Source organism: Acinetobacter rudis, assembly GCF_000829675.1.
Taxonomy (GTDB): Bacteria; Pseudomonadota; Gammaproteobacteria; order Pseudomonadales; family Moraxellaceae; genus Acinetobacter; species Acinetobacter rudis.
On the sequence record NZ_BBRX01000093.1, the window covers coordinates 1 to 12,526 of the forward strand.

At 38.1% G+C, this 12,526-nt stretch carries 17 protein-coding genes and 1 pseudogene; 7 read left to right on the forward strand and 11 right to left on the reverse strand.

What is annotated here, in order from left to right; translation table 11 throughout:
• The 7 genes from Aru01_RS18565 to Aru01_RS16825 all read right to left on the reverse strand — a co-directional run.
• Nucleotides 1–254, reverse strand: a 254-nt coding sequence (locus Aru01_RS18565; RefSeq protein WP_042111651.1) for a hypothetical protein, incomplete at its 3' end; no start/stop codon positions are given.
• 53 nt (nt 255–307) lie between these two features.
• Nucleotides 308–754 (reverse strand): hypothetical protein, encoded by a 447-nt coding sequence (locus Aru01_RS16805; RefSeq protein WP_016656365.1) that lies wholly within the window; start codon nt 752–754, stop codon nt 308–310.
• Between the two features lie 12 nt (nt 755–766).
• Nucleotides 767–1,192 (reverse strand): DUF1064 domain-containing protein, encoded by a 426-nt coding sequence (locus tag Aru01_RS16810; protein WP_016656366.1) that lies wholly within the window; start codon nt 1,190–1,192, stop codon nt 767–769.
• Nucleotides 1,193–1,276: 84 nt separating this feature from the next.
• Nucleotides 1,277–1,432, reverse strand: coding sequence for a hypothetical protein (locus Aru01_RS18485; RefSeq protein ID WP_016656367.1), 156 nt, complete (start codon nt 1,430–1,432; stop codon nt 1,277–1,279).
• Nucleotides 1,429–2,508, reverse strand: coding sequence for a hypothetical protein (locus Aru01_RS16815; RefSeq protein ID WP_016656368.1), 1,080 nt, complete (start codon nt 2,506–2,508; stop codon nt 1,429–1,431). The genes Aru01_RS18485 and Aru01_RS16815 overlap by 4 nt, the downstream gene beginning before the upstream one ends.
• A gap of 288 nt (nt 2,509–2,796) precedes the next feature.
• Nucleotides 2,797–3,111 carry a hypothetical protein gene (locus tag Aru01_RS16820; RefSeq protein ID WP_016656370.1) on the reverse strand — a complete coding sequence of 105 codons (315 nt, stop codon included), beginning with the start codon at nt 3,109–3,111 and terminating at the stop codon, nt 2,797–2,799.
• Between the two features lie 9 nt (nt 3,112–3,120).
• Nucleotides 3,121–3,303, reverse strand: coding sequence for a Cro/CI family transcriptional regulator (locus Aru01_RS16825; RefSeq protein ID WP_040331214.1), 183 nt, complete (start codon nt 3,301–3,303; stop codon nt 3,121–3,123).
• A gap of 97 nt (nt 3,304–3,400) precedes the next feature.
• Between Aru01_RS16825 and Aru01_RS16830 the strand changes: the two genes are divergently transcribed.
• From Aru01_RS16830 to Aru01_RS16840, 3 genes are all read left to right on the forward strand, one after another.
• Nucleotides 3,401–3,760 (forward strand): helix-turn-helix domain-containing protein, encoded by a 360-nt coding sequence (locus tag Aru01_RS16830; protein WP_016656371.1) that lies wholly within the window; start codon nt 3,401–3,403, stop codon nt 3,758–3,760.
• 190 nt (nt 3,761–3,950) lie between these two features.
• Nucleotides 3,951–4,538, forward strand: a complete 588-nt coding sequence (locus Aru01_RS16835; RefSeq protein WP_016656373.1) for a hypothetical protein — start codon at nt 3,951–3,953, stop codon at nt 4,536–4,538.
• Between the two features lie 54 nt (nt 4,539–4,592).
• The gene (locus tag Aru01_RS16840) at nt 4,593–4,919 is read left to right on the forward strand and encodes a hypothetical protein (RefSeq protein ID WP_016656374.1); all 327 of its coding nucleotides are present in this window, start codon (nt 4,593–4,595) and stop codon (nt 4,917–4,919) included.
• Here Aru01_RS16840 and Aru01_RS16845 read toward each other — a convergent pair.
• Nucleotides 4,858–5,253 (reverse strand): hypothetical protein, encoded by a 396-nt coding sequence (locus tag Aru01_RS16845; RefSeq protein WP_016656375.1) that lies wholly within the window; start codon nt 5,251–5,253, stop codon nt 4,858–4,860. The two genes, Aru01_RS16840 and Aru01_RS16845, sit on opposite strands and share 62 nt — an antisense overlap.
• A gap of 373 nt (nt 5,254–5,626) precedes the next feature.
• Between Aru01_RS16845 and Aru01_RS16850 the strand changes: the two genes are divergently transcribed.
• The 3 genes from Aru01_RS16850 to Aru01_RS16860 all read left to right on the forward strand — a co-directional run bounded on the left by Aru01_RS16850 (nt 5,627) and on the right by Aru01_RS16860 (nt 8,604).
• Nucleotides 5,627–6,556: a PD-(D/E)XK nuclease-like domain-containing protein gene (locus Aru01_RS16850; RefSeq protein ID WP_016656377.1), complete on the forward strand. Its 930-nt coding sequence runs from the start codon at nt 5,627–5,629 to the stop codon at nt 6,554–6,556.
• 69 nt (nt 6,557–6,625) lie between these two features.
• A complete protein-coding gene (locus tag Aru01_RS16855; RefSeq protein WP_016656378.1) occupies nt 6,626–8,176 on the forward strand; it encodes a hypothetical protein in 1,551 nt (516 codons plus the stop codon).
• A gap of 131 nt (nt 8,177–8,307) precedes the next feature.
• Nucleotides 8,308–8,604, forward strand: coding sequence for a hypothetical protein (locus Aru01_RS16860; RefSeq protein ID WP_016656379.1), 297 nt, complete (start codon nt 8,308–8,310; stop codon nt 8,602–8,604).
• Here the strand turns inward: Aru01_RS16860 and Aru01_RS16865 are convergent.
• From Aru01_RS16865 to Aru01_RS16875, 3 genes are all read right to left on the reverse strand, one after another.
• Nucleotides 8,597–9,613: a tyrosine-type recombinase/integrase gene (locus tag Aru01_RS16865; protein ID WP_016656380.1), complete on the reverse strand. Its 1,017-nt coding sequence runs from the start codon at nt 9,611–9,613 to the stop codon at nt 8,597–8,599. The genes Aru01_RS16860 and Aru01_RS16865 overlap by 8 nt on opposite strands.
• 250 nt (nt 9,614–9,863) lie before the next feature.
• Nucleotides 9,864–11,321: a DASS family sodium-coupled anion symporter gene (locus tag Aru01_RS16870; RefSeq protein WP_016656381.1), complete on the reverse strand. Its 1,458-nt coding sequence runs from the start codon at nt 11,319–11,321 to the stop codon at nt 9,864–9,866.
• A 265-nt stretch (nt 11,322–11,586) separates the two neighbouring features.
• Complete coding sequence (locus tag Aru01_RS16875; RefSeq protein WP_040331295.1) at nt 11,587–12,159, reverse strand: TetR/AcrR family transcriptional regulator; 573 nt, start codon at nt 12,157–12,159, stop codon at nt 11,587–11,589.
• Between the two features lie 133 nt (nt 12,160–12,292).
• Here Aru01_RS16875 and Aru01_RS16880 point away from each other — a divergent pair.
• Nucleotides 12,293–12,526, forward strand: a pseudogene (locus Aru01_RS16880) (MFS transporter); the annotation flags it as partial.

The following is a 12,526-nucleotide window of genomic DNA, read 5'->3' on the forward strand; positions in this document are numbered from 1 at the left end:
TCTTTTATACGAAAATTAAAAAAATAATAAAAAACCCACAATATTCCACCAATTAAGAATGCAGCGCCAGTAGCAGTAAGACTCACACCATCAAACCTACTATTCAAGGATTCCATCATAGAGGTCACTCCATCAACTCCCTTGAACGCATAAGTGAGAAACATAAGAGTTATATTTACTATGAATGCTATCCAAAACTCGATATTTAAGTAGTGAAAGAAAATTCCAGTTCCTTTAAAAAGTTTTTTTAACATATTCAATTACTTTGTAAAAAATATGATCATAATCAAAAACAAATAAAATACAATCATTGCCCTAGCTCCCGATCCAACACCTCTACAACCTGATCACACAACCCACCATCTTCAAAGATATCTAGCTGGCCAATCTTATATTTGTACGTCAATTCTTCACCCTCCAGTGGGATTCGTTTAATCCCTGTTTCCGTTTGCCATAACAATTCAAACGCACGGCCATTGTCATAGTTAGGCACTCCACCCCTTGCCCATTCGCTTACTGTTGATGCTCCACGAACTGGAAGAACGAAGGCAATCTTTTCATGTGTCCAACCGATCTTACATAGATCTAGAATCATGCGATTGAAGTCTGGACGCTTGTAGCCTCGTAGTTTTACTTTGAACTCTTTGACCTTTTGTTGTGACTTGAGATTAATAAAACGCGCGCGTGCGCGAGGATCATCACTTGAAACATCTAAAACACTCAAACTCTCACGCAAACTCGCAACTCTAACCATGTCCATTCCCCCTTAGAAATTCTCATAATCCCAACAGTTATATTTTTCGTTCCACTTAACTGCGATAAATGGAATTGGGTGCATTCTTGCGGCAACTTTGATCTTTACTCTTGCATCGTCTTCCCAGTGGCCTTTCACTTCATGTGCTTCAAGTTCACCTGTAGATCTAAGAACGATAAAATCAGGGCTATAAAACGTCTTATCAGCTAGACGAAATTTCATTGAATCGAATGCGAAATATTGAATCTCTCCAACGCTTTTTAAGCTCTCAAGATGATCTGCATATTTTTGCTCTGTTTTATTCATTACGCCCTGTTTGAGTCTTCCTAGTACCCTTGCATCACTTTTATGTTTTGTGGTGCTTGGTGAGGCTATACGTCGATTCTGGTGCGTATTTAAATGCTCATTCAGTCTTTCCTCACTCCATCTTAGTGTCATGCTGATTTCTCCAAAGTTGCACCTAACCAAATCAAAATCCAAAGCAAACAAGCCAAACGGACTAAATTTTTATTGCTCATGGTTTTAAGCCACCATCGATAATTTATTTAAAAATTTTTCGTCAACTTTGCCGACAAAGTGAGACCATCCCCATCGAACATTCCAAAACATCCAAATCCCTTTTTCTTGTTTCCAAAACGTACCATCTGATTCAATGTGAGACGCTCCAACTGGTTTCATACGAAATCCTCCAGTTTTCCAACAAATCCAACCTCATGCAGATACGAAGCCCATGCGATGGCGTTTTCAGGGTTACCCAATTTCTCAGCAATACGAGATTCAAACTGCTTCTGAGTTTCACCAACGTTTGAATGATCACTTGCAAATTTTAGATGTTTGCAAAGCTTTGAACTGAACGTTCTGATTTGAGAGAGTGAGAGTCTTTTTGTTTTTTGAGGTGCTGCTGACGGTGATTTCAATTTCTGAATGCGATAGATCCAGAAGTTCATCCAGTTTTGAGCTGTGGTTTTTGAACGACCTGTCGACCACTGAGCAAAGTTTTTAAGTTCGCTGAAAACTAGATTTTCGTTTAGCTCTGGATTGAGTTTTTTCGCTTGAGCTTGAAAATCAAATTGAACTGGGTATTTGCTTGCAAGTTCTCTCAAGCTGTACAGGTTTGGATTGTCCTCGTGGTATTTCACAGAATCGTCAAACATTTTTGATTCTGGTTTATCCACAGACAAATCTCTTTTTTTAAATTCTAAAGAATCTAAAGAATTATCTATTGATGCTTCACTTACCGAAGCGCTAGATGGATTTTCCGCATCACCTACTGAAGCGGACTGCTTCACTTTTGAAAGTGCTTCACTTATTGAAGTGCTTTCGTTACTGAAGCGCAGTGCTTTTATTACTGAAGCGCTAAATTCCTCAAAATAGTGTGCTAAAGATATTTCGTTGATCTTGTATTTATTGCCAATTTTGTTGTTTTGCTCGATAACTGTGATGACACCGAACCAGATAAGCTCTTTCAAACCATTATTTACCGTTGCAGATCCAAGCTTATTCGCCCCCTTTAGTGCCCCACCTTGTATTTGACGATGGCTCACATGATCGGTTTCCTTTAGCTGTCCATTTATCCAATCTTCTAATTTTTCATATACATTATGAGCTGCATCGCTGAGGAAAGGCCTAACTTCCTGACGATACAAACGGCTAGACATTACATAGCCTTGCGTGAACTTATCGCTATACATGCTTTTTGCCTCTTGTGATGTTGGTTGAGGCTTGGTGAAAGGAATGATTTTTGCTGCATTCATGCTGCAGTACTCCTTTCGTGATATGACTTAACAGCATTAATCCCTTTATTTTTATTTCGATTGGGTCTGTAACGCAGGTCATAACAGCACTTGCATGCTGCCTCGTAGTAAATTTTTTCAGGTCTTTTCTTGTTGCGGTACGTAAAATAAAATTCACTATCAAGTGGCCAATACTCATTGCAATGAATGCAAAGTTTTTCGGTGCCAAGATCTGTCTCGATATATTTTGGCAACTTTTGAACAGTTGCATTTTGTTGTGGTACATTAGTCATCGTTAGAAGCCTCATGTCATTGTTTATCAACGGCATGGATCAAGCTCAACTGTTCCCGCAGTTGGGCTTTTTTAATGCCTGTGGTTTTTGGTGGTGTTACATCTCGAAGTGGTGGGGCTAATTCAAAATCGTTGGCTCTGGTATCTGTGGTAACACCTAAGGCAGACATGAGAATCTGTATCCGTTCAAATTCGGCAGAGATACAGACTTGGTTATTCAACCTCACAAGCTCAGACAGTGTTACTCCCCTAGCCTTAGCTATGGCTTCAAGTTGACTACGTTCAGTCAAAGAACATTTATGTGTGATGGTAGCGAGAAGCTTTTCAGACATTGGATTACCTCAAGACCTTGCAACTTGGTGTAAGGGCTTTCTTCCAGCTGCTACGTCTTTAATTTGGTATTCACGTGCAATGGGGATCTCCCTGTCGCCCCACTTATAGATAGCCTCTGTAGAAATTTTTAAAAGTTTGGCTAATTCAGGAACTGTGCATTGCAGTAATTCCAACGCCTCAGACTTTTTCATAAACACTAAAACCGATAACTTAAGTTATCACCATTCTATTACCTAAAGTTAGCGTGTCAATAGCTAACATAAGTTATCTTCTAGTAGGGCACATTTTATGGAAACCATAGGTTCACGCATTCTTGCGCTGAGAACAAAAAAGAAGCTCTCCCAAAAAGCTCTCGGTCAACTACTGGGTGTTAGTGGTGTTACTGTTTTAAAGTGGGAAAAAGATGAGAATGTCCCTAAGCACGAAAGCCTAGAATTGTTATCAAAAAAACTAGATACAACAATCAATTACATCCTATATGGAGCGACTGAGACCAAAGGAACCAACCTTGATAAATTAATAGATAAGATTATTGCATTATCAAAGAATGGCGAACTAACCGATGAGCGTATTTACATCATTGAGAGCATTATAAATAGTTGGAAACCGCTGTCTCAGAGTGAAATCACAGCACAAAAAACGGGCTAAATTGAGAATTTTGCCTAAGGTCTAATTGAGGTACGGGGATTACCATGAATATAGATAAAGGTGTGTTGGCATTTTGGATATGGCAGCTAGGTAGCATTCCGACTCTCATATACTTAATGTTTTTCAACACCAGTTATAACTGGTGGAATTGGATTATTTTAATCCCTATAAATATTTTCTTGGCTGAAATATGGCCTATTTACTGGCTCTTAAAATGGATGGGGTTTGCATCGTGAAATATATTGTAGTATTGGCTACTATGCTCTTAATAACAGCATGTTCCGAAACCAAGCAGAGTGAAGTTATTACAGATACAACCAAGCAGGATGAGGTTATTGCATATACAACCGAGGGTTGGAGTTCTCAAAAAACACCAACTGGTTATGGCTTAAGCTGCACGACTTGTGAAAATCAAGTAATGGTTTCTATTGATGTTGTTCCTGTTGATAAATCAAATAAATACACTCAATCCAACTCCGATTTCATTAACTATTTGATGTCTGATAAAGATATAGTGTCTAAAAAAATGGCTTCTGATGTTATTCCCAATGCCAAGGTTGAAATGCTTAAAAGTGGAAAAGCTAAAATAGGTGATAAGGAGGTTTTTAGGTATGCATTTGTTGTAAATGATGGTGTTAACGACTCTTTTGATAATACATCCCTGTTAATACATAACGATAATTTAATAAAAATAACACTTAATTATTATGATGGATATTTTTCTGAAAAAGATAGAAAAATGGTCGATTCACTTTATAACTCAATCAAGTTTAATTAGTCGATGATAATCTGCGAACCCGACGCAGACGTACTGATCGGGTGGAGAAAGTAATTGAAAGACAAGTTTCTAAAAGCTCTCGATAATAAGCAAAAAGTGAAAATTACTTTTTACTCTAAAGAGGATGGGCGAGATATTGAGAGAATTTGTGCCCCTATGGATTTTGGTCCAAGTAGAAGATTTAAAGATGGTATTGATAGATTTCATTTGTGGGATTATTTTCCCGATCAAGGTCAAAAACCACACCCACTCCCACTTGAGCCAAAATTTTTAAAGAGCATTGTTGTTCTTGATGAATATTTTAATCCAGGTGAATTTATTACTTGGAGTGTAGATACTTCCCCTTGGCATTACTCAAGAGATTGGGGTCAATACTCATAACTTTATCAAGTAGCCAAAAACATTGATCACTTGTTAATTCTATAGACTCACTTTCACTAGGATTGTGGCCATTAAATGAAAGAAACCATTGGGTTTTTTCTTCACCCACATGCTTTATAACTACGGGTGGGGATGTGACTTGATTACCATTATTAAAGTTATTATTACGCTCGAGTTTAATCAGAGCTAAAGCAATCAACTGTAAGGCTTCATTGGTATTTGTGATCCAAGTAACACCTGATTCAATATTATCGGTGACTGTTAGATTGTGCAGCGTGGTTAACTCGTGTTGTGCTGCCAATAATGCTTTTAAAATCACATCTTGATTATCCATAACAAACTCCAAGCAACCCATCCCTGTGATGGGTTTTCTTATGTTTATTAAAACACAAATTACCAAACAAAACTAACTTAAGTTATTGACCAATACACTAACTTAAGTTATCTTAATTCTCGTACCCAATAAAAAACCGCCGAAGTTTGAGACCCGAGGCGGTTTATATGAAGCGAGATAATTATGAAGCAAAAATCTATCAAGAGTCAAACGACTCCTATTCTCCGCCAAGCCCCTACTGCTGCTGAGCTACGTCCATCACGTATCGCCGTGATCATGGCCAATGTTAAAGACTTTGTTCTTTTCATAGTACTAGCACTAGTCATCTGGTTCGTTGTCACTATCGCTTTATCGTTTGTGATTGGTGGCTGATATGAACGCATTTATCGAACAAGAACTCAATGCACCAAGAATGATTGAACAATTGTCTAATGATGATTACCACGCTCGTCCTGAGTTTAGTTCATCGCAGCTTAAAGACATTCTCCGTTCAGGTGCTCACTTCCATTCACACAATATTGCTAAAGAGCATGAACGTGAAACCAAGAAACACCTAGATTTTGGTTCACTTGCACACGCACTGTTCTTAGAGCCTCAAGTGTTTGCAGATGAATTTGTTGTTGTACCTGCAGATGCACCACGCAGACCTACGGAAGTAATGCTTAAAGCTAAAAATCCATCAGATGATTCTTTAGCCCGCATTGCATTTTGGCAAAAGTTTGATGCTGAAAACGGTAATAAAACTGAAATTAGCCAGGAGCAATTAGATGGTGCAAATCGCATCGTAAATAACCTGAGCTCACTCAGTACATTCCAGTTTATGAAAAATGAATACGGCATGGCCGAGGCAAGCATTTTCTTTGCAGATCCTATCTATGGTCTACAGCTTCGTGTACGTCCTGACTGGCATATCCCACCTTGCAAGAACTTTCCTAATGGATTGATCATCGATGTAAAAACCTCTCGTGATGCTCGACCTTTTAAGTTCTCAAGAGATAGTAGTGATTACGGCTATGACTTATCTGCAGCAATGTATCGTGAGGGTTTTCAGCAGTACTACGACACAGAAGATAAACCACCTTTCATATTTATGGTTGCTGAAAATGATGCGCCTTATAACGTCAAACAGTACAACGCCTCTGAGTTGTTTTTAAGTGTTGGCGATGCTCGATATAACAAAGCTAAAGCTCTACTTGCTGAATCACTTCTGATTAATGAATGGGATGGATATAGCAGTGAATTGGAAGATCTCAACCTACCGCCATACATGGTAAAGCAAGCTTTAGAGCACGATTTTCACTGATTTTATTCATATATCGCCAAATTTATTCATTTTAAGACCAAATTATTCAAAACTTAGGAAATTTTATTCATGAACGTACAAGCTCAAATCACACACTCTGCAGCACCAGTTGGCCTTTTAAACCTTGAATCTTTCGAGTTGTCTCAACGCATCGCAAAAATGCTTTCTAGCTCTACTCTAGTTCCTGAGCAGTACCGTGCAACAACTAAGGTTAAAGCGGGTAAAGATAACTTTGGTAATTGGATATATAAAGATGAGCCTAACCCTAACGGCTTGGCCAACTGTGTTATTGCTTTGAATATGGCCAATCGGATGGGTGCAGATCCGTTAATGGTTATGCAAAACCTTTACTTAATTGAAGGTCGCCCTGCTTGGTCTAGCCAGTTCATCATGGCATCAATCAATAATAGTGGTCGCTTCTCTGCTCTACGTTTTGACATTGTTGATCTTGGCGAAAAAGAAGTTGAATACTCAACAACCGAATGGTCAAACGGTCGTAAAAATACCGTAGTTAAAACAATTAAAATTCACGATATTTCTTGTGTTGCTCATGCTATCGAGCGTGAAACTGGTGAACGTATTGAGTCATCAAAAATCACAATTGAAATGGCTGTAAAAGAAGGTTGGTTCACTAAGAATGGTAGTAAGTGGCAAACAATGCCAGAGCAAATGCTTCGTTACCGTGCTGCGTCATTCTTTGGCCGTGTTTATGCACCTGAATTGTTGATGGGTCTACGTTCAGCAGATGAGGAACAGGATCGTATTATTGATGTTACCCCTGCAGCTGAACAAGCAGCTACAGCCACTAGCGTAAATCAGTTTGATTTCAAACAATTGAAGCGTGACATTTTGACAGCTAAATCACCTGATCAGTTGCAAAAGCTAGAGATCTTTATTGAAGAACACAGCAATGAGGATGAGCAAAAAGAACTTGTTAAATTGATGCAAGCTCAGATCAATAAATTAACTGTTGTAGCTGAGGAACCAAATGCAAAAAAGCCTGAGCCTCAAATCGAGGCTACCTCTACTGCAGCTGCAGTAGAGGAAAAGCCCAAACGTACAGTGAAAAAAACTATTGAAGAAGAACCTGAAAAATACCAATCACTTTTAAGCGACCTGATTGAACGCGCCAAAAATGCAAAAACAGAAAAAGAAGCAACTGTTTTAACTAAATACACCAACTCTTGGTCTGCGGAGCAACGTGCACCACTGCATGATGCAATTAAAAATCGCATTGCTGAATTAAACGTTGATCAACCAGTCGACGATGAAAAGCCATTGCTTGAACAGATCCAAGAAGCACCATCAATCGAAGTACTGGACGAATTGCTAAAACAAGCACGTCGCTTCACTGGTGAGAAAGGTCATATTCATATGACTGCATGGTCGGCACGTAAAGAGTTCTTAAATCAAGGCGATATTTTTGACAGCCTTGATGCTGAACAACAAGAAGATAATCTAACGCTTTGTGGCCAGATAGTTAAATCTATTCAGGCTTGCAAGACTCAAGAAGAAATCAACAAGATTTTTGAAGATCCTAAATTGAGTGAGTTGATTCCTGAAGAACAAGCGCTAGTTAATGCAGCTGCAGATCGTCGCGAAGCGGAAATTACAGGTTAATGAATATGGCCACATCGAAAACGGTGTGGCCATTAATGGAATTGAAATGACCGAATATTGTTTTTTATGCAAAAAGTACACTGTCCGTTGTGGCGTGTACTGCAAAGAATGTGGGATGAAGTGAGGTAAATATGAGCGGTGCATTAAAATATACATTCACTGTTGAGAGTGATACCCCACCCCAGATCATGCTTGGCCAAAGTATTTTTGGTGGTAAAGTTGTGGGAATGGAGATGGAGACAGTACCTAATCTAGTTTCTGTGGCATGGCTAGCTGAACGATATGGTTTTTCTAAAACAACCATTATTAAAAAGCTTGAGGGTCACAACAAAGGAACTGGTGGAAAGCATCTGTATGATCCCAAGATTGCCATGGTAATGCTTTCACAACCTCAAAAAAATAAACGTGGACCTAAACGAGTCAATTAGACTCGTTTAGCATTTTGCTTATTTCGCTGGCTGTCGGGTTATAATAAGTATTAATCAATATCCCTGCAGTTTTGTGGCCAGTAATCTTCATTAATATTTCAATTGGAACTTTCCGCAATTTAACCAGTCTTGTGATTCCCTCATGTCTGGTATCGTGAAAATGTATATCATCAATACCTAGCTTTCTTATTCTATTGCCAAACATGTTTTGAAACGTGCTGCTTTCAATATCGATTAATCTTTCAGACTTGGTTGGAGCGATTAATTTTAATAGATCTTTGGCACTATCCAATAAAGGTACATCTCTAGAGTCTCCGTTCTTTGTTTCAGGTAAGTGAATGTAGTCGTCAAAGATATTTGATCTTTTAATAGATAGTATTTCTCCTTGCCTCATTGTTGTTTCAATTGCAAAAAGAAAGGCCCAAGCAACAAAGTGCTGTGGATCTGTTGGAACCTGACCATGTTTATAATCGTGAGCCTGTAGAATTAAATCAATTTCAGCATTACTAATACGTCTGTTTCTCGACTTTGGTTGTGATGGCTTAACTACTAATGCAAACGGATTGATATCAATTAAAAATAATTCTTTTTGTGCATAAGAAAATATAGATGAAAACAAAGAAATATCACGAAGTACCGTGCCAACACTAACCTGTTTTAATCTCACATTGCGCCAGTCTGTTAAAACTTGTGGTGTAATGTCGTGGACTGACATCTCTGCAATATTGGGAAAGTTCCTGATAAACTGATTAATTGAAATATGGATAGTGCGTTTTGATTTTTTATGCTTACCAATACTTTCATAATACTTAAGCAGTAAGGCTGAAAACGGATAGTGTGGTTTTATCCTTGGATCTTCATTTGACTGTGTTTTCAATTCGAGCAACTTAATCATTGCCCATTCTTCACATTCTTTTTCTGTATCTCTAGTTGCACTGATTCTTTTCCCATTAAACATTAATTCAATGCGATATGATTCACCGCGTTTTCTAGCTTTTGGTAGTTTCATTTTTGTGGCGTAATCTTGGCGTAAATTAGTTGTTATTTTAGCTTAGATAATAGTAAATTTGTTCACAATGTCCAATTAATTAGCCTTTTTAGGACAATAACAGACATAAAAAACAAAATCTAACTATTTGATTTGAATATATTATTTTCAGTTTAACTTTGATGTAGTGGAAAATAATAAAGCACCTAATTTAGGCGCTTTTTCTAGCAGTAGAACAATTTTTTTAATGAAGATTTCACCTCATAATCACTCACCAATATCCTAAAAACTTCCACCAGACACCACCGAGGACAATAAAGATCGTCATATTTGCCACACTCATGACAAAACCAGCTTTCCACCATTCCGCTAAAGTGGTGTAACCAGATCCAAAAATAATCGGTGAAGTTCCTGTCGCATAATGCGTTAGAGTCATCATGATACTTGAGGCGGCAGCCATCATCAGTGCAAACAACATAGGCGGTGCACCAACTGCAATACCTGCGATATAAAATGCAGAGAACATTGCGGTAATATGTGCTGTAGTACTGGCAAAAATATAATGTGCATACATATAAGCCATGAGTAATAACAAACATGCTGGAATCCAGCTTAAGCCTAACTGACCAATCCCTGTTTGTAATAAACCTGAGAACCATGTGATTAGACCCAGTTTATTTAAAAAGGTGGCCATCATGACTAAAGCAGCAAACCAAGTCACAGTATCCCATGCACTTTTTTGGGTAAGTACATCTTCCCATGTCAGCACACCAGTCAATAGCAATAACGATAAACCAATAAATGCTGTAGTTGTTGGGTCTAATGTCCATAAGTCTCCCAGCAACATTGCAGGTATTCCAGCCCATAAGAGCAAGAGCAAACCAAAGACAACAAGCATAATCATTTCATGCAAACTGATTGGCCCCATCTCTTTTAAACGTTCTTGAGCAAACGCTGCTGCATTGGGTGTTTTTTTGATTTCAGGCGGATAAAGCAAATAAAGAATTACAGGCATTAATGCTAAAGCAACCACACCAGGTAAAAACATGGCCAAAGCCCAAGTGGTCCAACTTAAATGAATTTGGCTATCGGTTGCCTTAGCAATTAAATCCACCACCAAAGGGTTTGGTGCAGTTGCAGTAATAAACATAGCTGAACTGATTGGATTAGAATGATAGTTAACCAAAGATAAATATTTACCAATTTTACCCTCAGTCCCTTTTTCAGGATCAGAATCAAAACTGGTTGCGATAGACCTAACGATTGGATGAATAATACCACCGCCTCGTGCAGTATTACTCGGTGTAACTGGTGCTAAAATAAGTTCAGACAATGCCAAACTATATCCAATACCAATCGTGCGCTTTCCCCATACCGCAATAAAATAATAACCCAATCTTGAGCCTAAACCCGTTTTTTGCAGGCCCTTAGAGATCATAATGGAGATACCAATCAACCATATTAAAGGATTGGCAAAACCACTAAGTGCATCTTTAATCGCATCACTAGGGTTATCTGCAGTTACACGAGTAATTGCAACTAAACTAATGGCAATAATTGAGATTGCTCCGATCGGCATCGCTTTACCAATAATGGCCGAAATAACCCCCAAAAACATTGCAAATAATAGCCAAGCATTAGGAGATACTCCCTCTGGAACAGGGATAAAAAACCAAATAAAAAGTGCCAAACTAAGGGATACTAAAGTTGGTATTAATTTAAACCCCATAAAAGCACTCCACAAATAAGCAAGCCACTGATAAATACTTTATAGATAAGCATTGCACGGATATTTACTCCACAGATAAATAGTTATTATTAAGTTAATATATACTTGAAAATAAAAAAGAAAACCACCCCATTCCTTAGTGGTTCGAACAAAAAGCCATCGAAGATAATATTTATGTAATATTAATGGTCTAATTTCGATTCATATTAAAAAAAATCGCAAAAATTCAAGCTTTGAATAGCTAAATAAGATCATAAATAAAAAATCAAACGATCACAAAACGATCTAGTATCTGTGTCAAACTCTGCTGAGCTTGTAATAAGCGTTGCTGATCTGATTTTGAAATCCAGAATGCAAGCTCAGTTAAACTGCCGTGTAAAAATCTTGCTAAAACTTCGGCATCACAATCAATTATTTTCTTCATTCGGATTAATTCGATTAAAATATGTTGTAATGAGTGTACGCATTGTTGTTTATTTTCTTCTGCCAATAATACTGCGGGTGCATCTTGTAAAATAATTCGTTGGATTTCTTGTTCTTGTGCCATTGATAAAAATAACTGGCAACGTGCTTGAAATCCCACCCAAGGATCTAAAGCTGACTCATATTGCTGCTGTAAACGTTGATCCATTTCCAGATCAAGCTCATCAACAACAGCTTCAAATAGCGCCTTTTTATCAGAAAAATGATGATACAACGCACCTCGGGTTAAACCAATTTGCGCAGTCAAATCATCCATAGAGGTTTTGCCATACCCCTGCTGAGAAAATATTTTTCGAGCACTGGCTAAAATTGCAGCGCGTGTTTCCTGCATCTCTTGTTTACTACGACGTGCCATATATTTCACACCCATTTGAATTGTCGAGATATTCTATCACTTACATACACATTGTATGAATAATTGTTGTATACATACAATGTGTATGTATAATGATTTCTCTCTACTTCGATCTAGATGATGAGCAAAATGTATGCTTAACCACTATATACAGCTATTTAAAGCACCAGGAAGTTTGGCCTTTACTTTATCTGCCTTTATTGCACGCCTCGCCTTACCAATGATTGGTATCGGAATCATTACCCTATTGGCACAACTCGATTATGGTTATGCCCGTGCGGGTATTATTTCTGCAGTATTTGTGTTGAGTTATGCACTAATTTCACCACAAGTTTCACGCTTGGTCGATCAACGTGGCCAAGGTAAA

Excerpts from the sequence above, each read along its gene's own strand:
- Aru01_RS16805 (WP_016656365.1), bottom strand. The coding sequence starts at position 754 with ATGGTTAGAGTTGCGAGTTTGCGTGAGAGTTTGAGTGTTTTAGATGTT.
- Aru01_RS16810 (WP_016656366.1), bottom strand. The coding sequence starts at position 1,192 with ATGACACTAAGATGGAGTGAGGAAAGACTGAATGAGCATTTAAATACG.
- Aru01_RS18485 (WP_016656367.1), bottom strand. The coding sequence starts at position 1,432 with ATGAAACCAGTTGGAGCGTCTCACATTGAATCAGATGGTACGTTTTGG.
- Aru01_RS16815 (WP_016656368.1), bottom strand. The coding sequence starts at position 2,508 with ATGAATGCAGCAAAAATCATTCCTTTCACCAAGCCTCAACCAACATCA.
- Aru01_RS16820 (WP_016656370.1), bottom strand. The coding sequence starts at position 3,111 with ATGTCTGAAAAGCTTCTCGCTACCATCACACATAAATGTTCTTTGACT.
- Aru01_RS16825 (WP_040331214.1), bottom strand. The coding sequence starts at position 3,303 with ATGAAAAAGTCTGAGGCGTTGGAATTACTGCAATGCACAGTTCCTGAA.
- Aru01_RS16830 (WP_016656371.1), top strand. The coding sequence starts at position 3,401 with ATGGAAACCATAGGTTCACGCATTCTTGCGCTGAGAACAAAAAAGAAG.
- Aru01_RS16835 (WP_016656373.1), top strand. The coding sequence starts at position 3,951 with ATGGCCTATTTACTGGCTCTTAAAATGGATGGGGTTTGCATCGTGAAA.
- Aru01_RS16845 (WP_016656375.1), bottom strand. The coding sequence starts at position 5,253 with ATGGATAATCAAGATGTGATTTTAAAAGCATTATTGGCAGCACAACAC.
- Aru01_RS16850 (WP_016656377.1), top strand. The coding sequence starts at position 5,627 with ATGAACGCATTTATCGAACAAGAACTCAATGCACCAAGAATGATTGAA.
- Aru01_RS16855 (WP_016656378.1), top strand. The coding sequence starts at position 6,626 with ATGAACGTACAAGCTCAAATCACACACTCTGCAGCACCAGTTGGCCTT.
- Aru01_RS16860 (WP_016656379.1), top strand. The coding sequence starts at position 8,308 with ATGAGCGGTGCATTAAAATATACATTCACTGTTGAGAGTGATACCCCA.
- Aru01_RS16865 (WP_016656380.1), bottom strand. The coding sequence starts at position 9,613 with ATGAAACTACCAAAAGCTAGAAAACGCGGTGAATCATATCGCATTGAA.
- Aru01_RS16870 (WP_016656381.1), bottom strand. The coding sequence starts at position 11,321 with ATGGGGTTTAAATTAATACCAACTTTAGTATCCCTTAGTTTGGCACTT.
- Aru01_RS16875 (WP_040331295.1), bottom strand. The coding sequence starts at position 12,159 with ATGGCACGTCGTAGTAAACAAGAGATGCAGGAAACACGCGCTGCAATT.